Below are 23,077 nucleotides of genomic sequence, written 5' to 3'. Positions count from 1 at the left end.
TCTGTTTAGATGATTCTTACCGAAATGACGCCTTCAATTTCTTTTAACAATTGATCGACTGGTTCATTTAAAGTTTCATCAAGGTCAATCATTGTATACGCAAAAGCACCTTTACTTCGGTTAAGCATGTCGGCGATGTTCACATGATATTTTGCGAGTAATCCAGTAATTTGTCCGACCATATTTGGAATGTTTTTATGTGCAATCGTAATTCGTTTCTTCCCTGTATATGGTAATTCCACATTTGGGAAGTTAACTGAATTCTTTATGTTACCTGTTTCTAAGTAATTTTTTAGTTGTTTTGCAGCCATACGCGCACAGTTCTCTTCTGATTCAGCTGTTGATGCTCCTAAATGAGGGATTGGTATGACATTTTTCATACCGATTACTTTTCCATTTGGGAAATCAGTTACATAAACTCCAACAGTACCATTATTTAGCGCATATTCGATCGCAGTATCTTCCACTAATTCAGAACGTGAAAAGTTAAGTATTTTAACTCCTTTTTTTACGACTGATAACAGTTTTTCATTTACAAATTCTTTTGTTTCAGCTGTAAGTGGAACATGAATTGTTATATAATCACATGTTGAAAAAATTTGCTCCAAATTATCAATTCGCTGTACATTTCTAGATAATCGCCAAGCTGTTTCAACAGAAATATAAGGGTCATAACCATATACTTCCATATCTAATGCAAGAGCATCATTTGCTACAAGTGCGCCAATTGCTCCCAAACCAATAATCCCTAATTTCTTACCTGCGATTTCTGCTCCAGCAAATTCTTTTTTACCAGCTTCTACAATTTTGGAAACATTTTCTTCACCAAATAAAGATCGAGTCCATTCAATCCCTTCAATAATTCGGCGAGAAGAAAGAAATAAACTTGTCAAAACTAGTTCTTTAACTGCATTTGCATTTGCACCAGGCGTATTAAATACGACAATTCCTCTTGAAGTACATTCATCTATTGGAATATTATTTACGCCAGCTCCAGCCCTTGCGATTGCCTTTACACTATTTGGAATGCTCATCTCATGCATACTATGGCTTCTTAATAAAATTCCATCAGGTTCATTTAAATTATTGTTAATCGTATAATGATCTAAAGGAAATTCTTTAATACCATGCTCAGAAATATTATTCAATGTTTGAATTTTTATCATCTTAGAATCTCCTCTACAATTTTCTTTTCAAAGCGGCTCATAAACTGAACTAATTTCTCAACACCTTCTAAAGGCATCGCATTATAAATACTAGCTCGCATACCTCCTACTGATCGATGACCTTCAAGATTCACAAAGCCAGCTGAATTTGCCTCAGCAAGAAATTGTTTATTTAATTCATCAGTAGTTGAAGTAAATGGGATATTCATAAGTGATCTGCTCTCTTTTTCAATTGGAGAAGAGAACAAGTCAGATTGATCGATAAAATCATATAATAATTGAGCTTTTAACAGGTTGTTTTGATGAATACTATTTAATCCGCCAGATTCTTGTATCCATTCTAAAACTAACATCGCTACATAAATGCTGAAAGTCGGTGGTGTGTTATAAAGTGAAGATGCTTCCGCATGTGTTTTATAGTCGAGCATTGTTGGACAAAGTCTATCAGCATGACCAATTAGATCATCTCGAATAATAACAATCGTTAATCCTGCAGGGCCGATGTTCTTTTGTGCACCCGCATAGATTAAACCGAATTTAGAGACATCAATTGGTTCGGAAAGTATATTTGAAGAAAAATCTGCAACTAGTGGAGAAATTGTTTTAGGGTAAGTAGTGTATTTTGTCCCTTCAATTGTGTTATTCGATGTAATATGTACATAGTCATATGGTTCGTTTAAATCTAAAGCTTCTAAATTAGGAATATATGAAAAATTTTTATCCTCAGAAGAACCGATCACTTCAACTTCACCATATTTCTTTGCCTCAGAGATTGCTTTCTTAGACCAAGAACCCGTATTGATAAAAGCAGCCTTTTTATACTTTTTCAATAAGTTTAGTGGAACCATTGAGAACTGAGTCGAAGCTCCACCTTGCAAAAATAAAACTTTATAATTTGCTGGAATTTCTAAAACTTCACGTAATAAGTTTTCACAGTTTTTAATAATTCCTTCAAATTCAGCAGAACGATGGCTCATTTCCATAACAGACATTCCAGAATTTCCAAAAGAAACAAGCTCTTTTTGTACTTTTTCTAATACTGGAAGGGGTAAGACAGAGGGACCAGCAGAGAAATTAAAGACACGTTCCATAACAATCATCCTCACTTCTTATTTTTTTAATATTCTAACTTTAAACTACCGTAATACGTTGGTCAATAAAGAATGAAATAAAATCACAAAATTTTCACAAAAAGTATAAGTCTTATATGAAATAATCAGTTTGAGTAGGTTAAATTTTAAGTGTGATGAAAGGAGCGCTATTGAACGGAGGAAGTAAATAGTTAATATATATGTATGCTAAATAAAAAATAAGTCGTGATATACGAACACTAAGTGAACTTTGTTGATATAGTAATGGTTTTTGTTGATATAATAATAAAATTTGTTGATATAATGGGGAAATTTGTTGATAAAACGATTAGTGTCCAATGGCAGAGTAGTACAAAAATCTTTTTAAACGAAATGAGAGTAGCCTTATCGATAAAGGCTACTCTTTTCGCTGTACCAACCTGGAATAGATTGATTAAAATTCCTATGATCATCTAATATCATTCGAACCCTTTTCCACATTGAATCAATTAAATGAGGTGTTGTCTTATAAGACCAAATAATATCCGACGGAATAATCATTGCAGCATAGAGTGCGTACAAAGTCCAAAAATCATCAGGGGGATTGTTCGAGAAATACCCATCAATTTGTCCAATTGCAAACGGAGTGCTTATATCTTTTGTAAATAAAGCAACCTTGTGAAAATCATGATAAGGATCTCCCCATTCAAATCGATCAAAATCAATAACCGCTTTTAGCTGCCCATCTTTAAAAAGTAAATTTGCTGGATGAAAATCATCATGTAAAAAAGTAATAGGTCTATTTTTTAATAAGTGTCTGTTTTCCTGAACAAAGGAGAGAACAAAATCGAGTTCCGGAAATGAAATAGTAGATTCCTTCAGTAAATCGACGTATCGATTGAATTTAGCAAGTCGCGTATCTTCCCAAGATTGATTTTGACTTAGATTTGTTAATGAATGAATTTTAAGTAATTCTTTTCCAGATTGGTAACCTAATTGATACTGTTGTTCCTTAGGAATTGTTTGTAAATATTCCTCACCATCAAATCCATCAACAGACTCGACAGCGTGTATTGTGACAGCTTCCTCACTTAACTCAATTAAGTGAATCGGTTTAGGAATAATTGATCCAATTTCATAAAAGTTCTCTAAATATGTATTAAGCAATTTAACATGACTAGTACGTTCAAAATCATAAATTTTGATAAACAACTCTTCACCTAAATCACTTTTAACCTTCCACTTCTCTTCAAATGAAAATCCTTTTTTTACTTGCGAAATAGAAACAGCAGACTGCAAAAATGGAACCTTTTGTATTATGCGATCATTTAATTTCAAAATTACACCTCCAATTTTTATAAATTACAAGAAAATGCTTTAAATTCAATGTATTTTTACTTTGTTAATGGGAAATACGGGGAAGCTGAGACCCCGAAGAGGAAATCATCAAACGAATTTTCTTTAAAGACAACAAAGATCACTCATAAACCAATAATAATATGTATTTTTATACTTTTTTTCGTCGAACTGTAACGTTTGACTGTATACTTTCTAAATTATATAATAGTAATACTATTTAAAATGGGGAGGGTTGTCACTTGGGATCGAGTATCGCATTGGAGAGTTAGCTGAAATAGCTCAAGTTTCAAAAAGAACAATTGATTATTATACAAAATTAGGGTTACTAGAAGCAAAACGATCTGTATCAAATTATCGATATTATTCCACAGAGGCAATTGAGACTCTCAGATTTATTGAACATTGTAAGAAAATGAGAATATCCTTAGAAGAGATAAAAGATTTATTGCAAACTAATTATAATCAAAAAAATTGTGTTTTTGAACAAATTCAACAAATATCAAATCAAATTATTGAGCTTGAAGCTAAATTAGCTCAGTTAGTTCCTGTTATTTCGGGTATGAATGAATGTGAAAAAAATGCTTTAGTAGATTCATTGTCACATCATACATCACCGTTGTTTCAAACATTAAAGCATTTTGTAAAATAATGACTAAATTAATATTAAAACTTAACAATTTATTAAAGCTATAAAATAAGTATGTTTTACTAAATTATGGTAATCTATTAAGTAAGTAAAATAATATTTTTATATTTTTGTAGATTGAAAATCTCAGGAGGTGAATACTCGAGTATTAAAACTCGAGTTCGTCATTGGACATAGTTAACTTGTTTATGATTGCAGTATTAATCGCACTTACAGCTTTTTTCGTCGCAGCAGAGTTTGCGATCGTGAAAGTTAGATCAAGTCGAATTGATCAACTAGTAGCTGAAAAAAAGCGAGGTGCAGTAGCTGCTAAAAAGGTTACGACGAGTTTGGATGAATATTTATCAGCTTGTCAATTAGGTATTACGGTTACAGCTTTAGGATTAGGTTATTTAGGTGAGCCAACGTTTAAGCATCTTATATACCCAGTAGTAGAATTTCTTGGATTAAACGGGACAATTGCTTCAACAATTTCGTTTATTCTAGCTTTTTCATTTATGACATTTATTCACGTTGTAATTGGTGAGCTAGCTCCAAAAACGGTTGCTATTCAAAAAGCTGAATCACTCACACTAATACTTTCTACTCCACTTATTGTTTTCTATAAAATAGCTTATCCATTTATTTGGGTATTAAATGGTTCTGCAAGATTTTTTACAGGATTATTTGGTATTAAGCCAGCATCAGAATCAGAAGAAGTTCATACTGAGGAAGAATTACGAATTATTTTATCAGAAAGCTTTGAAAGCGGAGAAATTAATCAAGCTGAGTATAAATATTTAAATAATATTTTTGAGTTCGATAACCGACTTGCAAAAGAAATTATGGTCCCTCGTACTGAAATTATCGGTTTATATGCGGAAGACCCAATTGAAGAACAAATTGAAATAATTAAAAATGAAAAATATACACGTTACCCGGTTTTTGGTGAGGATAAAGATGATATTTTAGGCATGGTAAATGTTAAAGACTTTTTTATCCGTTATCTTGATGGTGAGGTTGAAAAATCATATGATTTCGCTAACTACACCCGACCAGTAATTCAGGTAATTGAAACGATCGCAATTCACGATTTATTATTGTTAATGCAAAAGAAACGTATTCCGCTTGCAATATTGTATGATGAATATGGCGGAACTGCTGGATTATTAACAATGGAAGATATACTTGAAGAGATTGTTGGAGAAATTCGTGACGAATATGACGATGATGAAAAGCCTGCTGTTCAACATATTTCAGACTCTCATAAAATTGTAGACGGAAAAGTGTTAATCACTGAAATTAATGACTTATTCGGACTATACGTAGAAGAAGATGATGTTGACACAATTGGTGGCTGGATTTTAACTCAAAACCACGATATTCAACAAGGTGAATCGATCATATTTGAGGACTTTGAATTTAAAGTTGTTGAATTAGATTCACATCAAGTAAAACTTGTTGAAATAAAAAAAAATGAATTTATAGAAGCAGTAAAATAATAATATCAATAAAAAAAGAAGGATAAAGAGTTAACTCTTTATACCTTCTTTTTTTAGTTAAGGTACATTGTACAATGTTTCACAAAACGTTAACATATTACTAAACCTGTTGGTCTATATTTAGTATAAAATAAGGGTGTAAAGTTGATTTGTGCAGAAGTACTATTTCTTTCTAAGTTACAAGGAGAGAACCTTCTAGTTATAGTTGGATTTTAACTATTTCAATCAGCTTATTTTTTAATCGTTTCGTACAATACCTCATTTTTCCCCCCTCTTCTTATTTTAAGAAAGAGGCTTTTTTTTTGCATAAAATTTCCTGTTTTGAATACATATTAAATAAATATTTGTAAAGGATTGTCGATAGTTAAAGTTTAAAATATTTAATTAGGGATGTGAAGTGCTTGTCTGATGCTCCCTCGGGTAAAGGAATATTGAATTTTTTTAACTTAATCGAACGTTTATTTTTTAGTAGTAATAATCAGAATGCTCAACTGCAAAATCACGATCCGAGCTTTTTGATTAACAACGATGGTGAACAGTCTAATTTGTACGAAGATGAATTATTTTTAAGAACAATTACATTTAAAGAAAAAAAAGTAAGCGACATTTTAACACCTCGAACAAATGTTGTTGCGATTGACATAAATGAATCTTTAGATATAGTGTATGGAATATTTTTACAAGAAAGATACTCGAGAATCCCAGTATATGATCACGATATTGATCACATTATAGGTGTTATTTCTGAAAGAGAATTTTTAACTCAATTAATTCAACATCAAACTGCTAAAATTAATGAACTGATTAGAGAACCAATATTTGTTATGGAAACAATGAAAATTTCAATGGTATTAAAGATTCTTCAAAAACAAAACGCACATATAGCTATTGTTGTTGATGAGTTTGGAGGTACTTCAGGAATCGTGACAATGGAAGACATAATCGAAGAACTAGTTGGTGAAATAAGGGATGAGTTCGACGATTTAGATGATGATTTTTTCCAAATAAATGAGAATGAATACCAATTCCAAGCCTCGATTGAATTATCCAGTTTTTTTCAAAGGTTTAAAATTAAAAAACCTACCAGTCGATATTTAACATTAGGTGGCTGGTTATTTGAAAGTTTTAAACACATTCCCCAAAATGGAGAATTACTCCAATATAAAAACTTAACCTTCACAATTCAAGAAGTTCAAAATAGAAGAATTCAAAGTGTAATTGTAAAAGTAAATAGCAATTTACAAAGTAAGCTCGGTTCTTAGTGAACCGAGTTTTCAGCGTATGGAAATATTAACAATTTTACTAATTGATTTAAGGAAATTTATAATTTATTGATGATGTTATTTATTTGTTTTAATGGATAATTTGTTAGTGTACTACTAAAAGGGTTTAATAAGGTTCTTAATCGCATACTTTTTTATTTTGAAGAAGTTGATTGGAATGGAGGGGTACTCGACTCCTATGGGAGANNCATACAGCTTTCTTTACATTGAAAAAATATTGATCTTTAATTGACAAGTGCTTTTTTTAGCAGCATGAAACTCGGTTCTTAAGAGAACCGAGTTTTTTGCGGGTTTGCAATAAATGGTGTAAAACTCTGTGAAAACAATAGAAGAGTATCAACTCAATACAACTTACAAAAAGATTGAATATTAGCAATTCCCTGTACTTATGATTAAATATTTGATCACAAAAAAAGAATTAAAAAGATAAAAAGAAAAATAATAAAAATATGAGATTTTTTTGTTGTAATTTTTTAATACATGCAATATATTTAAGACACACAATTCAAAACAAACAATTCCGATAAGGTTAAGGGAGATTAAAGAATGAATATTAAGAAAATTGGTTTAACATTAGGTTCGTTAGTTTTAGCAGCAGGTTTTATGGCAGGCTGTAATTCAAATAAAAATGAAAATACTGCAAAAGGAAAAGATTTATTAACTCAAGTAAAAGATAGTGGAGAGTTAAAAATTGGTACTGAAGGTACATATGCACCATTCACGTTCCATGATAAATCTGGTAAATTAACAGGTTTCGATGTTGATTTATCGAATGAAGTTGCTAAACGTTTAGGCGTAAAACCAAAATTTTATGAAACACAATGGGATGCAATGTTTGCAGGATTAGATGCAAAACGTTTTGACATCATTGCAAATGAAGTTGGTATTAGAGCAGATCGTGAGAAAAAATATTATTTCTCTGATCCATATATAACTTCTTCAGGTGCATTAGTTGTTAAATCAGATTCAAAAATTAACTCATTTGATGGCATTAAAGGAAAAAATGCTGCTCAATCTTTAACTAGTAACTACGGGGATTTAGCTAAAAAATATGGGGCTAAATTAGTAGGAGTTGAAGGATTTAGCCAAGCGATTCAATTAATTGAATCTGGCCGTGCTGATGCAACAATCAACGATAAGTTATCAATTCAAAATTATTTAAAAGAAACTGGTGACAACAAAGTTAAAATTGCTGCTCTAGAAAATGATGCTTCAAACAGTGGATTTATGTTCCGTAAAGACGATGAATCATTAGTAAAGGCAGTTAACAAAGCAATTGAAGATATGAAAAAAGACGGAAAGTATGATGAAATAGTTACAAAATGGTTCGGTAAAGATGGACTTAAATAATATACTCAGCCCAGAGTGGATTGACAATTTAACCATTGCGAAGGATTCTTTCCTTCCAATGGTTAAAACTGCTTTAATCGGTACTATTCCATTAACAATTATTACTTTCATAGTAGGTATAATATTAGCATTTATTACCGCACTTTTCCGTCTATCAGGTAATAAATTCTTAAATGGTTTAGCGAGATTTTATGTTTCCATTATTAGAGGAACGCCTCTATTAGTTCAATTATTTATTATTTTTTATGGATTACCTACTCTACATGTAACAATTTCACCTTATATTTCTGCAATTATTGGTTTTTCATTAAGTGTTGGGGCATATGCTTCTGAAATTATAAGAGGATCAATTCAGTCTATTGATAAAGGCCAATGGGAAGCTGCTTATTCAATAGGCATGACATATAATCAAACGTTGAAACGTATTATTATTCCGCAGGCTGCGAGAGTTTCATTACCACCATTATCAAATACTTTTATTAGTTTAGTAAAAGACACGTCTTTGGCCTCATTAATATTAGTAACTGAGATGTTTAGAACAGCTCAGGAAATAGCTGCAACTAACTATAAATTTTTAGTTGTTTATACAGAAGCTGCAATAATCTATTGGATCGTATGCTTCTTCCTTTCAGTCATTCAAGGTCGATTAGAAGCTCGAGTTGAACGCTATGTTGCTAAGTAATGGAGGAAGAGTAGATGATAAAACTAGAAAATATTAAAAAAAGCTTTGGAGAACTAGAAGTATTAAAAGATGTTAGCTTAAATGTAGAAAAAGGTACGGTTACGGCAATTATTGGTCCTTCTGGATCTGGAAAAACTACATTTTTAAGATGTATAAATGTTTTAGAGCATCCAACTGATGGGAAAATCACAATTGACGACCAGTCAATTGACTTTTCGAATAAAATGACTAAAAAAGAAATTATCTCATTAAGAAGTAAAACAGGTATGGTTTTTCAACAACATCATTTATTCCCACATTTAACAGCGTTGGAAAACGTAATGGAAGGGCTAGTAACGGTACAAAAAGTAAAAAGAGATGTAGCGAAAAAGAAAGCTGTTGATTTACTTACAAAAGTGGGTTTAGAAGAAAAAATCAATCTATTACCACATCAGCTTTCAGGTGGTCAACAGCAACGAGTAGGTATAGCTAGAGCATTAGCTCTAGAGCCAACAGTTATCTTGTTTGATGAACCAACTTCAGCGCTTGATCCTGAGCTTGTACAAGAAGTATTGAAAGTAATGAAGGAATTAGCTGAAGATGGTATGACAATGATCGTAGTTACGCATGAAATGAAATTTGCTCGTAATGTTGCAGATGAAGTTATTTTTATGGACGGTGGATACATTATTGAGCAAGGTCATCCAAGTGATGTATTAGAAAATCCTAAGCATGCAAGAACAAAACAATTTTTACAATTAATACAGTAATCCAAGAATTAAGAGAAACCCAGCACTAGAGCGCCTTCTAGTGCTTTTTTTTATGTAAAAAAGCCGATAAAGAAATAAAAAAATTTTTTCCAAAATTTACATTAGCTAAACATACATATGTTAATCGATTAGAGTCATACTATCATTACACTTACATAAGGAGGTGAGACAACATGGCAAACAACAACAGCTTAGTAGTAAATGGTGCACAACAAGCATTAGATTCTATGAAGTATGAAATCGCTTCTGAGTTTGGAGTAACTTTAGGTCCTGATTCTACAGCTCGTGCTAACGGTTCTGTAGGAGGAGAAATCACTAAACGTTTAGTTCAAATGGCTGAGCAAAGCTTAGGTGGTTATTCAAAATAATATCTATGGCTAATAAGGATGGAGATTAATCTCCATCCTTTCTTAATGAAGAGTACATAATAGGAGTGTTAATAATGGATGGTATTTGTCCACTATGCAATGGGATCGAGCAATATAAATTAAAATGTCCTATTTGTGAAAATCATTGTGAAGATAAAGGAAGAGCAGTTGATTATGAAGATAAATACAGTCCATATTTAGATTATGATATTTCAGCAAAATCTGATGGATTAACTGAACAAAATTCAAATCAGTATTGTACACATATGTTTAATTGTCCAGATTGTAATGAGGGCTTTTTAAAAATTATTGAGAAAATAAAATAACGCAGTACCNNGGTACTGCGTTATTTTATTTATTTTTAACGAATACGTGATTCAGTTTCTTTATCAAAGAAATGAACTTTGTTCATGTCTACAGCTAATTTAATCACTTGACCATGTGTAAATGTTGAACGTGCATCTAATCTTGCTACTATAGTATGGCCTTCATAGTTAGTGTAAAGCATTGATTCAGCTCCTAGAAGCTCAGCTACTTCAATTTTTAAATCAAGAACTGTACCTTGAGATGCTTCGATAAACACTGGCTCATCATGTAAATCTTCTGGACGTACACCTAAAGTAACTTCTTTTCCAATATATCCATTATCGCGTAATGTTTTCATTTTTCCTTCAGGTATAGCAATTTTTTTGCTTCCTAAGTTAAAGTGACCATCTTCAACTTTACCAGAAACAAAGTTCATTGCAGGTGAACCGATGAATCCACCAACGAATACGTTTTCAGGACGATCGTAAACTTCTTTAGGCGTACCAACTTGTTGAATAATACCATCTTTCATTACAACTAAGCGCGTAGCCATTGTCATTGCTTCAGTTTGATCATGTGTTACATAGATAGTAGTTGTTTGTAGACGTTGATGTAATTTAGAAATCTCAGAACGCATCGCAACACGCAATTTAGCATCTAAGTTAGATAATGGCTCATCCATTAAGAATACTTTTGCATCACGTACAATAGCACGTCCTAGAGCAACACGTTGACGTTGTCCACCAGATAGTGCTTTTGGTTTACGACTTAAATATTCTTCAAGTCCTAAAATTCGAGCAGCATCTTTTACGCGTCGATCGATTTCAGCTTTATCAAATTTACGTAATTTTAATCCGAAAGCCATGTTGTCATATACAGTCATATGCGGATAAAGCGCATAGTTTTGGAATACCATTGCAATGTCACGATCTTTTGGTTGAACGTCATTTACACGAAGCCCATCAATAAAGAAATCACCTTTTGAAATATCTTCTAAACCAGCAATCATACGAAGTGTTGTTGATTTACCACATCCTGACGGACCTACGAATACGATAAATTCTTTATCTTCAATATGAAGATTAAAATCTTTTACAGCCGTTACGTTATTGTCATAAATTTTATAAATATGATCTAATTTTAATTCTGCCATTGATATTACCTCCAAATAGTTGTAATCGGTTTCATTAACTAAATTGTAAACATTTAAACATTTTCCAACAATGGCAAAGGTACACAAAAAAAATAGCTTCAATTGTACAAGGTGCACAAAAAAAGCTTTTGTTAATTTTCGTTCGTTAACTCAAGTAGGCGAATGGCTAGAAATATAACAAGACCTTCCTCAAAATGCTTTAAATCTATTCCTGTTTGTTCTGAAAATTTATCAAGACGGTATTGAACAGTATTCCGATGTAAAAAAGCTTTTTTAGAAGTAGCCGTAACATTTAGATTTTGTTGAAGATAAATTTTTACAGTTGAAAGAATTGGGTCATCAATTTTCATATCATTCAAAAATAGATTAGGTAGTTCTTTCTGTAAATCATCTGGTAAAAAGGAAAGGATATAGTAAAGCATCTCTTTTGAAAACCAGAGTATATGTTTTTGTTTCTTTATAGATAAAGCTTTTTTAAAACAATGATGTTCAATGTCAAAATACAGAAATAAATTTGCTAGTGGAGAGTATCGTTTTCCAACAAGAAAAGTTACATCATGGTATAAGTCAGCTGCAATGATTTCTTGCATATGCTCTAGAAATTCTTTATTAAATGGTTGATCGATTATTTTTTCAATAATGACGCCTTCTTTTGCAGAATTCCAAACGACGATTACATCTTTATGAAAAAAAGCATTGATTGCTTCTTCAAATTCAATTTTATTTGTAAAAAGCTGGTTACTGTAAAAATGAATAAATCGAATGGAGGAAGGGAGAGTATTTTCATTTTCGAATAATAAAGGATTATGCCCTTTATTGAAATATAAATATTGAAACCATTCGCTTTGTGCAGATGGCATCATAATTGCATCTGATTCTAATTTTGTAAAAAGACATTCCAATAGGTTATGTTGTTCATCAGATATAGAACTTTGTTTAATCCCAAAAATTTCTTGATTTTCTGTAGAAAACCACAAGTAATCCATATATGTATTCTGATCTGGTGTTACCGAAACGGACTCACTTCCAAATAACGTCTTAATTTTCTCAATCATAATATTTACCTTTCGAAGCATTTTTCATTTAGTGTAACATTGTTATTTAAAATAAAAAAGAACAGTAGTATACAAACTACTGTTTGAAATTTGAAAGTTCATAAAATAGATGAATTAAGTTTTCAAGTCCTTGTTCTTTTATAGAGATTTCGTCAAATACCATTGGTTTAGAGTTTATTTCAAAAATATAATATTGGTTATTTTGAATACCGATATCCATTGAGAATTCATAAAAATGTGCCTCTTCATTATTTAATGCAATTCCTGTTTGTCTAACGATTTCCTGTAATAATTCATAGTTTAAATTAATTGGTAGTTCTTCGATTGAAATAATGCTGCCACCTCTAGGAACATGAGTTGTAATGCCATTAAATGTACCAACTCTTACTCCGATACCAGAAAGAATGAAATTATTTTCTTTTTTGTGTGCAAGAATTCGTAAATCAAACTTTCTTCCATCTGGCAATTCGCTTATTATACCTTGTTGGCAAATAAAATCCTCATTTAAAGAGCTAAGAAATTTCCAACAATCACTGATTGATTTCACTAATTCTACATGAAAAGCATTTCGGATGATGACTTCATTATCACTTTTCAAGGTAAGCTTAAACACGCCAAATCCTCTTGAAGAATTATGCTTTTTAATATAAAGAAATTTCCATTTTTTTAAATAGAAAAACAAATCTTTTTCGTTTATTAATTCAATTGTTTTAGGAATATATGTTTTTAAAAATTCGTTAGTGGATAATATTGCCGTTGTTTGTATTTTTGAAAGATATGATTCATTAAAAAAAGGGATGTTTAACGCAGAAATTTTTTCTCGAAATTCTTTATAATCATGATTGGATTCATATTGTACAGATGGAATTCGATTGTAAATTACGTCTGGTAAAGGGGAAAATAGTTTAATCCATTTTTTTGTTTTAAAACAAAATGTATAACATGTAACTGAATGATTAGAAAAGGCGGTAGGCGTTAAGATAACTGGAATACCGCCGTTATTTAATACCTTCTTGCAAATTCGTTTAAATGTTTTAATATTTCCGCTAAAAGGTAGTCGATCTTCATTCGTTAAAATGCCGATAATTGGGCCTAAATGTGAACCATTTTTTTTAACATGAAATTGAATGGAATTTGAAGCATTATCTTGCATTGGTAAAATAGGAAGGTGGTTGTAGCCAATTGAAAACTTTGATTCTAAGTGATCATGCGACCAAGTATTTGTATCAAGATGGTAAAAAACAGAAATCATTTCATTGAAGCCTCGAGTTCATTTCCCTGTTTGGACAAATGAGTAGCATATTCTAAAAATAGTTTTTTAATTTGTTTGTCATTTTCTTGGAAGCTTGGATTTGAAAAAATTGATCTACCAGGCTTAGAGTTCGCTTCAAAAAGCCAAATTGTTTCATCTTTATCAACACCGATATCAAATCCAATTTCTCCGATGTGACCGTCAACTTGACGATCTAAAGATTCACTAATTTTTAAAGCTGCAGTAGATAATTTTTCATGAATCCTTTTAGCTTTTTCTTGATCAAATAATTCTTCAAGAGTTTTCACGCGACCACCGTTATTTAAGTGAGTAGTAGTACTACCTTTTCCTGCTATTTTTCCAGCAATTACAGTTACATGCCATTTTCCTAAAGCATCTTTGTTTGTATGAACTCGAAAATCAACAGGTTGATGCTCATATCGAATTAATGAAATACCTTGTTGAACGATGAAGTCATGTATTTTCATGTTACGGAAAACATGATTAATTAAGGATTGGAGTGTTGAGAATTTTTGAAGTCTGTTTGTTTCAAAATCACGATACCTACAATAATAAATACCTTCTTCACGCTGGTAGCGTATTAAAATTACTCTCGATCCAAGGCTACCGTTTTCGGGTTTAACATACACAAAATGATATTTGGATAATAACTCTTCGATTGTATCGAAATTATTAAACTTTAATGTTTTAGGTAAATACTGTGCAACTGAATCGTCATTTTTTAATTTTAAATATAAATCCCATTTATTGAAGAATCCTGGGTTAAACCAAGGGATTTTATATTCTTTTTCTAGTTTTTGGCGCACTCGTTTAATTGATTTATGAACTTCGACTTTCCTATTCGGAAGCCTATTATAAATCACGGTTGGAAAAGGAACTACTTCTTTAATCCATCTTTTATTTGTAAAGAAATAACCTTGAATTGTTTCGTTTTCCCAGTCAATTCCATGTGTGCCAAATACAAATATGAAGCTGTTTTTTTGATTATTTTCGGCAATTAAATTTGCAAACATAAAGCTTCGATCGCCAATTGGGCGAAGGAGGGACTCAGTAAAGCCAGCTGTAAAAATTCCAATTAGTGGACCGAGCTGCAGCGTATTCCCAATAATAATAGGCTCAATAGTTCCTTCAAAAGGGATACAGAGCATTTCAATTAAATGCTCTGATATTGAAATGGTATTTTGAAGTGTATTCATCGTAACTAGTTGACAAGGGTATTTTTTTTGACCAAAAGCAATATATTCAATATTTCTTGATGTCGTAAGTTTTTCAGGTATACATACTAGGTTTTTACTCTGTCGATGAGTAACGATTTTATAAACTTCATTCATTATTTAATTTCACTTCTTTCACTTTTAGATTTCGATTGTAAGTGTAGACAATACTGAATTGGTGCCGAATATAGCTTTTGTTGAATGGAAGGATCAGTTTGGATTAAAACTTTTCTTCCTGGTTTTGAATTAACATCTAAAATCCAGATTGCTTGATTCGAATCAATTCCTAAATCTAATCCTATTTCAAATAATGGAAGAAAATTCTTCTCAAGTACAATCGGTAATTGATTACAAATTGTTTCAATATCTTGTTGTAAAATTAGTGCAGTTCTTTGACTAAATTGAGTAATCCACTCATCAAATGCAACTGCATTACTGCCAGCACTTAAGTTTGCAATAATTGAATTTGGTTTTCCCACTCGGATCCCTTTACCAACAACTTGCCACTCGCCTTTTTCGTTTTTTTGTAAAAGAACGCGTAAATCAAATGCTTCGCGTGATTTTGTTTGAAGGTCTAAATTGTTTTGATAAACATAGTTTTTTGATTCGACAAGAGGCTGTAGCCATTCAAAAAATTCATCTCTTGTATCGTATACTGTTTCAACAACTTCATTTTGTTTTTGAGTTGAAACGCTAATTGAATAAGGACTTAAAGTAACAAAGTAAATATTTATTCCTCTTGATCCATGTATTGGTTTAATAACTAGCTTACGTGTTTTTCTAAGCTCTTCAAAAAATACAGCTAAATGCAATAACTTTTTTGTTTTTGGTATATAAGGATTTAAACTTTCATCAGTCGCTAGCGCTTGATAAGTTTCCCATTTTCCCGGTAGTCCGTAACCTAAAAAAGTAATATCTTTACGTTTTTTCAGCCAATCAACAATTGGTTTTGCTTGCTTACTTTTAATGTTAGGAGAGTAAAAGCATCGATCATAAATATAATTTGGAATTTCAAATGTTGTTTTCTCCCATTGTTCTGTTTCTGCAATATACTTCCAGCCAAGTATTTCTTCTGAAGCTGGTTGAATACTAAAAGGGGTAAATTGAACGAATTCATAACCTAGTTTACTTGCTTCCTTTGCCATGTGCTGTACGTATTCACCTTCTTGTCTTTCTTTGAGAGATAAATAACCTATTCTCATTCTTTTCACTCCTTGTACTTATAAATATGATTGAACAAGAGAAAAAATAGCCTTTGTTGAAGGTCTAATTTTTTGAATTGGGTCCGTTAAATGTAAATCCTTAGATGGCTTTGAATTTAATTCAATGACCCAAGGATTGAATTGGTTATCAATAGCAAGATCCACTCCAAACTCAGCGAATAAACCATCAAAGGAGGAGTCTATACACCTACAACATTCAATCGCTAATTCAACTAATAATTTTTTAAAGTGAACGCGCTCTTTTTTTGGTAAATATTGACTTAAAAATTCATCGATTTTTTGAAGGTCTCCGCCTCGAGCTAAATTACTGACAAACTGAGTTGGATGACCAATCCTTGCTACAGTTGAAGTTACTTCCCAATGATTAAATTTATTTTTGTGACATAAAAATCTAAAATCAACAAGTCGATTATCTTTACTGATTAAAGGTAAGCCTTCTTGAATAATACAAGTACGCTTACTTAATTGCTGTTTAATGATTTGAAATACTTCATGTATTGATTGAAATTCTAGTTCTACTTCAGAGTTCTGACTATTTTTTAACCGAAATAGATCCTTTTCTTTTGTGACCTTAAGAATATTTCTTCCTTGACTGCCGTGGATTGGCTTAATAAAAACTGTTTCATATTTTTGGATGAAATTTTCTAATTGTTCTGCTGAAATACATTCCTCAGTGTACGGTACATATGGTTTTATATAGGCAGAATCAATTAATGCTTTAAAAACTTCAAGTTTATTTAAGAAACGTGCATTAAAAAAAGGTATTTGCTGAGTTGTTAGAGAAGAATTTAGTAATTTAAATTCTTTAGAACGCTCAAGCTTTCTTGAATGAATGCGATTATGAATGATTGATGCAGGAGGTACATTCATTAAAGTCCAGCCATCTTCTGAGCGTTTATAACCTTTTAATTCATTCGTAAATAGCTTTTTGAAAGTAGTTACATAAAAATCGATCTCAGATTCCCCGCATAACTCTGATAACTCCTCACAAAGTGTTGTAATGGAGCCTAGCGGATTTAATGATTCTTCATTGATTGAATCAGTTACTACTGCGAAAGATTGCGGTTCTTGATTTTTAGGAAAAGATTGCAATGATTCTCCTCCTTTCCAAAATAATGTCGTTGTATACTATGTGATATTCGCCCAGTTGGTGAATGTCTTTAAGAAATTTTAAGGTAGAAAGTTTGATTTGTTTTTTGAAAGACTGACATATAATAGAATGTTTGCTATAGTGGAGATACAAAAGTTTATAGGAGGTAGTTAACATGGCAGTAAACATTTATGATATTGCATACTCACTACAAAACGCTTTTAAGGAGCAACCAGAATTTAAAAATTTACAATCACTATACTCACAAGTATTAGCTGATCCAACTGCGAAACCATTATTTATGGAATTTCAAAATTTCCAAAAAACTATGCAACAAAAAATGTATCAGGGTGAAGCAGTTACACCTGAAGAAAATGCAAAAGGCCAAGAGATAGTTGCAAAAGTGTCTCAAAATCCTTTAATTGCAAACTTAATGCAAACGGAACAAAGATTAAATTTAGTTATTCAAGATGTAAATAAAATCGTCATGAATCCATTAGAAGAATTTTATAAATCTTTAATGGAAATGTAAGACGAGAGGAAGAACAGGGAGATTCCTGTTCTGAATATAAGAGAGACTTCATTATATGGAGTCTTTTTTAGTATAAAGAAGGATATAATAACAATCTGCAATGTTCTAACTTAATGAAGCATGTCATATATTCTAGTAAGGTATTTCTTCGCGAAATGGGGGAGATTAGGTGATTTATAAGTTACTTGCAATTAATATAGATGGTACTTTATTACAATCAAACGGAAAACTCTCTAAGGAAACGAAAGAAGCTGTTGAATACGTTCAAGATAAAGGGATTTACGTAACCTTATTTACAAGTAGAAATTTCCAAGCTACAAAAAAGATTGCAAAAGCATTAAAGGTTAATAATCTTTTGGTTTCGCACTCAGGCGCCTTTATTTCTTCTAAGCTTGATGAGCCACTTTTTGAAAAAAGGGTTGAAGAAGAAGAAGCGTATGACATTGTAAAAAAACTAGAAAGGTATGATTGTAATATTCGATTGTCACATGAGCATTTTTCAATTGGAAATCGAAAAAAATTGCAATCAAACTTAGTTGCGAAAGCAGTTTTATCAAATGCAGATCCAGTATTTTATCCGATTCAATTTGTTGAATCCCTATCAGATAGTATTCTGGAAAATTCAATTTCTCCATTAAAAATAGAATGTTATTTCTCTGATGAAGTAGAGAAAAGCAAAGTGAAAAATGAATTAAATACGAAATATCCACATCTAGATTGCCTCTGCGAGGAAGATAAGAAAATTGAAATAGTTCGTAAAGGAATCTCTAAATATACAGGTTTAAAACGATTAGGTGAACACTTAGGAATTTCCTATCATGAAATGGTTGTAATAGGCGATAATTATAGTGATTTACCATTAATCGAACATGCAGGTTTAGGTGTTGCAATGTCAAATGCTCCTGTTGAGATTAAAAAGGTTGCAGACTGGATTACAAGATCAAATGATCAAAATGGTGTTCCATATATGATTAAAGAACATTTCAGGAAACAATTCCCACTACCTTTCTTAAAAACACATTTAAAAATTGAAAAATAGATAATAAGCCTGGCTTTCATGGAGACTTCTCTTTGAAATTCAGGCTTTTATTACGTTTATTTTTTATCGACTATTCACTTAAACATAATACATGTCCCTGTCCTATATATTGACCTCTTATCTCTTTAATTCTATACTTAAGTGATAACTTAAAAAGGTGATAAAAGATGAAAATATATATAAAAGGTTTAGAAGATAGTCGTTTTCAAAGGCCGTTGGAGTTATTAGCTCAACTATTCTTTGAAGACTGTGATGTATCGTTAGAAAAAATAGATGCTGATATTGAAGTAAGTTTTGATTTAGATGAAGTAAACAAACAGGTCTCAGGTGAATTAGGATCTGATTTTCGAGCAAATACGAGCTATGTAGATGGTAAAGACGAAAAAGAATCGTTCAAATTTAAAAAGAAGGCTGTTAATTTTGTCTTTTTATCATTACTACAAGAGTATACTGGCATTCAGCAAAAGTGGGGAATTTTAACTGGGATTAGACCGACGAAACTTCTTCATTCGAAGCTTAAGTCTGGTATGTCAAAGGAAATGGCACATGAAGAGTTACGCAATGATTACTTGATTCATGATGAAAAGATAGATTTAATGCAATCAATCGTTGATCGTCAATTAAAAGTAATTCCTGATTTATATAATTTGCAAAATGAAGTAAGTATTTATATCGGAATTCCATATTGTCCGACAAAATGTGCTTATTGTACATTCCCAGCCTATGCGATTCAAGGTAAACAAGGCGCAGTTGATTCATTCTTATATGGATTACATTATGAAATGGAAAAAGTCGGTGAATTCTTAAAAGAGCGTGGAATAAACATTACAACGATTTATTATGGTGGAGGTACGCCTACTAGTATTACAGCTGAAGAAATGGATTTACTGTACGCTAAAATGCACGAATCATTTCCAAATATGAAGCAGGTTCGTGAAATTACAGTTGAGGCAGGAAGACCAGATACAATTACACCAGATAAATTAGATGTTTTAAATAAATGGAATATTGACCGAATTAGTATTAATCCACAATCGTATATTCAAGAAACTTTAAAAGCGATTGGAAGACATCACACTGTTGAAGAAACAGTAACAAAATTCCATCTAGCTCGTGAAATGGGTATGAATAATATTAATATGGATTTAATTATTGGATTACCTGGCGAGGGATTAAAAGAATTTCAGTATACTTTAGATGAAACTGAAAAGTTAATGCCTGAATCGTTAACTGTTCATACACTTTCATTTAAAAGAGCATCAGAAATGACGCAAAACAAGCAGAAATATAAAGTTGCTGATCGTGATGAAGTACAGCAAATGATGAACGAGGCAACAGTATGGACAGAAAAACATAACTATCATCCGTACTATTTATATCGTCAAAAAAATATATTAGGTAATCTTGAAAATATTGGGTATTCCGTAGATGGACAAGAAAGCTTATATAATATTTTAATTATGGAAGAAGAACAAACAATAATTGGGCTAGGCTGCGGTGCTTCAAGTAAGTTTGTCAATCCAAATACTCGTCAAATTACTCGATTCGCAAATGCAAAGGATCCTAAATCATATAATGACGGTTATGAGCATTATACGAATGCTAAAATAAAAATTTTAGATGAGTTATTTTCGAAAACTAATCAATCAAATTAATGAAAAATAAAGGAAAATCCCCTTTCAATGTTTAATGTTTACATTAACTATGAAATTAAGGGGGATTTTTTTATGTCTATTTCGAATACTGCAGAACACGTATTGTTAAAAAAAGAGGGGCGAGTTGCAACGGTAGTATTTAATCGACCTGAAGTTTTAAATGCAATGAATGAAGATACATTCAGACAATTTCGTGATGTATTAGATGAAATCGCAAGCTCCGAAGTTGATGTAGTCGTACTATGTGGAAATGGCAAAGGTTTCTCTTCTGGTGGAGATTTAAAATCAATGCTAAGCAATACTGATGAATCAGCTTTTGGTCCAATAATGGATTTAATTTCAGAAGTAGTAGTCAAATTATACACTTTACCTAAAATCGTTATCAGTGCAATTCATGGACCTGCTGCAGGGATAGGATTAAGTTTTGCTTTAGCAAGTGATTTTGTTCTTGCACATGATTCAGGAATTCTAGCAATGAACTTTATCGGTATTGGTTTAATACCTGATGGCGGTGCACATTACTTCTTAGAAAAACGATTAGGTGAAACAAAAGCTAAACAACTGATTTGGGAAGGTAAAAAACTAAACTCAGCACAAGCATTAGAAATTGGCTTAATTGATGAAGTGATTAATGGTGACTTCGAACAAGAAATTAACGAACGTGTTAAGAGTATCCTTCAAAAGCCAGTCAGTGCGATGATTCAAACTAAACAAATTTACAGCAAAGGAAATTTAGAGGTTTTAAAAAGAGTGCTATTAGCTGAAAAAGAAGGACAAAGTGCTATGAGAAGAACTGCTGATCACCAAGAAGGTGTTCAAGCGTTTTTACAGAAGAGACTACCAATTTTTACTGGTAAATAAGGATTGAAAAGCCGACTATATTATAGTCGGTTTTTTGTACTTTAAGAAAGTATAAATTGGCAACGGTGGAGATCAGTCGACGTAGATGCCAATTTTAGGTATAAGTATAAGTGCAACTACCCCTCTGTCTTCGCCAATCGGCGAGTTTTCTTTTTGGATGTAAGGATGAGTAATAAGGAAAAAACTGCGATCAATCATCGCAGCTATCTAAAAGTACTATTACTATTAAGTATAAAAGCTTAATAAAGTCTTAGGTTTGACCTCTATACCAGAATTCTTTAAACGTTCTTTACGGTTTTTGTATAATTTTTTAATCAGTTTTTCAACTGTTTCAATCGGTCCATGATGGATTTTTTTATGGCAGATAGGACATAGGCTTATAACATTCGCTTCAACATCTAAGTTATAATCGAACATTTCCTCGAATTCCAATGGTATTAAATGATGCCCTTCAACATAATTTTCTCCAGTTTGTTTAGATAGAAAGAATGAATGTGATTCATCGATTTCACATTTGAAATTTGCTTCAACAATCGCTCTTTTTGTAACGGTTCGATTACGATTAGATTTATTCGTAATGAATGTACAATTATATTTAGCTTTAGGCTCATCCTTAACAGGAGTATGTGAATCAACGAATGTTTTTTCAACTTCAATAGTAAAAGTTTCCTCATCCATTTCATTGTCTAAAGCGTATCTTATATTTTTACTATAAAGATAGTTCATGAAATCATCATATTTATGTTTATCTAGATTTTGTGGTACTTCTGAAAAATTAATAAATTCTTCCCAAATTAATTTCATATCATCTAAGTTTAGAGGGTTAAAAATACAGATTGATGATGGATCGAATATAAACGTTCCTATAGTTCCATTAGCATTATTAGGATGCTCAAATATTGAAGACAATTTACCTGAAGCAATTATTTGGTCATTGTTTTGAAACAATAAGATTGCCCCTTTTGGTGTGTTCAATCCTTTTTTAAATTGATAACCTCTAACAGGTAATTCGTCTAAAAACCACTCCTGTAATTCTTCGATGCTATCATAACTAAATTCGAGATTTTCACATGAAATAGGGAAAGTTCTAATTGGTGGAGTGTCATCTAATATAGAAAGTTCTTCATACATTTCGTCCAATAGTGCATTGGCTTCTGTCTTTAATATACTCATTTCATAGTTAGCTCTTAATGGAGAGTATTCATATAAATTTTCTTTGAGACTATTTGATAGTGATTTAATCGGTTGTTTAACAAACCAACGTTTTAAAATATTCTCAGTTTTTCGGAAGTCAATTTCAGTTAGAAAATCTGAATCAAAATAAATATCTGAACACATGTCTTTATAGGCTATATAATTACTTGGACCGAAAAGATCGATTTCTTTTACATAATACCACGCGGCAAAATGTGATAACTTCATTTGAAGGTTTACATCTATTTTAATGTCTTCATTAAATTGTTTTATGTTTTTAATTACATCTTGAATGTCATCAACGAATGGATATTTATTTTTCTTCATT

22 protein-coding genes are annotated in these 23,077 nt (G+C 31.6%); 12 read left to right on the top strand and 10 right to left on the bottom strand.

What is annotated here, in order from left to right; translation table 11 throughout:
* Positions 1-5 precede the first annotated feature (5 nt).
* The 3 genes from CN601_RS14660 to CN601_RS14650 all read right to left on the bottom strand — a co-directional run bounded on the left by CN601_RS14660 (position 6) and on the right by CN601_RS14650 (position 3,574).
* Positions 6-1,166, bottom strand: coding sequence for a phosphoglycerate dehydrogenase (locus CN601_RS14660; protein WP_098171443.1), 1,161 nt, complete (start codon positions 1,164-1,166; stop codon positions 6-8).
* Positions 1,163-2,257, bottom strand: a complete 1,095-nt coding sequence (serC, locus tag CN601_RS14655) for a 3-phosphoserine/phosphohydroxythreonine transaminase (protein ID WP_098171442.1) — start codon at positions 2,255-2,257, stop codon at positions 1,163-1,165. The genes CN601_RS14660 and serC overlap by 4 nt, the downstream gene beginning before the upstream one ends.
* A 384-nt stretch (positions 2,258-2,641) precedes the next feature.
* Positions 2,642-3,574 (bottom strand): aminoglycoside phosphotransferase family protein, encoded by a 933-nt coding sequence (locus tag CN601_RS14650; protein WP_179865560.1) that lies wholly within the window; start codon positions 3,572-3,574, stop codon positions 2,642-2,644.
* 253 nt (positions 3,575-3,827) lie between these two features.
* Between CN601_RS14650 and CN601_RS14645 the strand changes: the two genes are divergently transcribed.
* The 8 genes from CN601_RS14645 (at position 3,828) to CN601_RS14610 (ending at position 10,480) form a co-directional block, all read left to right on the top strand.
* Positions 3,828-4,244, top strand: coding sequence for a MerR family transcriptional regulator (locus tag CN601_RS14645; protein ID WP_098171440.1), 417 nt, complete (start codon positions 3,828-3,830; stop codon positions 4,242-4,244).
* A 164-nt stretch (positions 4,245-4,408) separates the two neighbouring features.
* The gene (locus CN601_RS14640) at positions 4,409-5,722 is read left to right on the top strand and encodes a hemolysin family protein (protein ID WP_098117161.1); all 1,314 of its coding nucleotides are present in this window, start codon (positions 4,409-4,411) and stop codon (positions 5,720-5,722) included.
* A 401-nt stretch (positions 5,723-6,123) separates the two neighbouring features.
* Positions 6,124-6,984 (top strand): hemolysin family protein, encoded by an 861-nt coding sequence (locus CN601_RS14635; RefSeq protein WP_179865559.1) that lies wholly within the window; start codon positions 6,124-6,126, stop codon positions 6,982-6,984.
* Between the two features lie 573 nt (positions 6,985-7,557).
* A complete protein-coding gene (locus CN601_RS14630; protein ID WP_373604982.1) occupies positions 7,558-8,355 on the top strand; it encodes an amino acid ABC transporter substrate-binding protein in 798 nt (265 codons plus the stop codon).
* Positions 8,342-9,037, top strand: coding sequence for an amino acid ABC transporter permease (locus CN601_RS14625; protein ID WP_098117164.1), 696 nt, complete (start codon positions 8,342-8,344; stop codon positions 9,035-9,037). The genes CN601_RS14630 and CN601_RS14625 overlap by 14 nt, the downstream gene beginning before the upstream one ends.
* A 14-nt stretch (positions 9,038-9,051) precedes the next feature.
* Positions 9,052-9,786 (top strand): amino acid ABC transporter ATP-binding protein, encoded by a 735-nt coding sequence (locus tag CN601_RS14620; protein WP_098171438.1) that lies wholly within the window; start codon positions 9,052-9,054, stop codon positions 9,784-9,786.
* A gap of 173 nt (positions 9,787-9,959) precedes the next feature.
* Positions 9,960-10,154 carry an alpha/beta-type small acid-soluble spore protein gene (locus CN601_RS14615; RefSeq protein ID WP_056472044.1) on the top strand — a complete coding sequence of 65 codons (195 nt, stop codon included), beginning with the start codon at positions 9,960-9,962 and terminating at the stop codon, positions 10,152-10,154.
* Positions 10,155-10,228: 74 nt separating this feature from the next.
* Entirely contained in the window at positions 10,229-10,480 is a 252-nt protein-coding gene (locus CN601_RS14610; protein WP_098117166.1) for a hypothetical protein, read from the top strand.
* 35 nt (positions 10,481-10,515) lie between these two features.
* Here the strand turns inward: CN601_RS14610 and CN601_RS14605 are convergent, their stop codons facing one another.
* The 6 genes from CN601_RS14605 to CN601_RS14580 form a co-directional block, all read right to left on the bottom strand.
* A complete protein-coding gene (locus CN601_RS14605) occupies positions 10,516-11,613 on the bottom strand; it encodes an ABC transporter ATP-binding protein (protein ID WP_098117167.1) in 1,098 nt (365 codons plus the stop codon).
* A 131-nt stretch (positions 11,614-11,744) separates the two neighbouring features.
* On the bottom strand, positions 11,745-12,668 hold the full coding sequence (locus tag CN601_RS14600; protein WP_179865558.1) for a PucR family transcriptional regulator: 924 nt from the start codon (positions 12,666-12,668) through the stop codon (positions 11,745-11,747).
* A 76-nt stretch (positions 12,669-12,744) separates the two neighbouring features.
* On the bottom strand, positions 12,745-13,920 hold the full coding sequence (locus CN601_RS14595; RefSeq protein WP_098171436.1) for a YheC/YheD family protein: 1,176 nt from the start codon (positions 13,918-13,920) through the stop codon (positions 12,745-12,747).
* Entirely contained in the window at positions 13,917-15,272 is a 1,356-nt protein-coding gene (locus CN601_RS14590) for a YheC/YheD family endospore coat-associated protein (RefSeq protein WP_257131715.1), read from the bottom strand. Before CN601_RS14590 ends, CN601_RS14595 begins: the two co-directional genes overlap by 4 nt.
* Positions 15,272-16,357, bottom strand: coding sequence for a YheC/YheD family endospore coat-associated protein (locus CN601_RS14585; RefSeq protein WP_098117170.1), 1,086 nt, complete (start codon positions 16,355-16,357; stop codon positions 15,272-15,274). Before CN601_RS14585 ends, CN601_RS14590 begins: the two co-directional genes overlap by 1 nt.
* An 18-nt stretch (positions 16,358-16,375) precedes the next feature.
* The gene (locus CN601_RS14580; protein ID WP_098171435.1) at positions 16,376-17,470 is read right to left on the bottom strand and encodes a YheC/YheD family endospore coat-associated protein; all 1,095 of its coding nucleotides are present in this window, start codon (positions 17,468-17,470) and stop codon (positions 16,376-16,378) included.
* Between the two features lie 173 nt (positions 17,471-17,643).
* On the opposite strand from CN601_RS14580, the gene CN601_RS14575 reads away from it, so the two are divergent.
* From CN601_RS14575 to CN601_RS14560, 4 genes are all read left to right on the top strand, one after another.
* Entirely contained in the window at positions 17,644-18,000 is a 357-nt protein-coding gene (locus CN601_RS14575) for a YlbF/YmcA family competence regulator (RefSeq protein WP_098171434.1), read from the top strand.
* Between the two features lie 169 nt (positions 18,001-18,169).
* Entirely contained in the window at positions 18,170-19,039 is an 870-nt protein-coding gene (locus tag CN601_RS14570) for a Cof-type HAD-IIB family hydrolase (protein WP_098171433.1), read from the top strand.
* Between the two features lie 167 nt (positions 19,040-19,206).
* Positions 19,207-20,694 (top strand): coproporphyrinogen III oxidase, encoded by a 1,488-nt coding sequence (locus tag CN601_RS14565; RefSeq protein ID WP_098171432.1) that lies wholly within the window; start codon positions 19,207-19,209, stop codon positions 20,692-20,694.
* A gap of 72 nt (positions 20,695-20,766) precedes the next feature.
* Positions 20,767-21,555, top strand: a complete 789-nt coding sequence (locus CN601_RS14560) for an enoyl-CoA hydratase (protein WP_098171431.1) — start codon at positions 20,767-20,769, stop codon at positions 21,553-21,555.
* A 225-nt stretch (positions 21,556-21,780) separates the two neighbouring features.
* Here CN601_RS14560 and CN601_RS14555 read toward each other — a convergent pair whose 3' ends face one another.
* The gene (locus tag CN601_RS14555) at positions 21,781-23,076 is read right to left on the bottom strand and encodes an HNH endonuclease (protein WP_098117176.1); all 1,296 of its coding nucleotides are present in this window, start codon (positions 23,074-23,076) and stop codon (positions 21,781-21,783) included.
* Position 23,077: the final 1 nt, after the last annotated feature.

This window comes from Bacillus sp. AFS017336 (assembly GCF_002555445.1).
Taxonomy (GTDB): Bacteria; Bacillota; Bacilli; order Bacillales; family Bacillaceae_G; genus Gottfriedia.
Note: the sequence above shows the minus strand (reverse complement) of the source record. Positions and strands in the feature narration are given on the sequence as shown.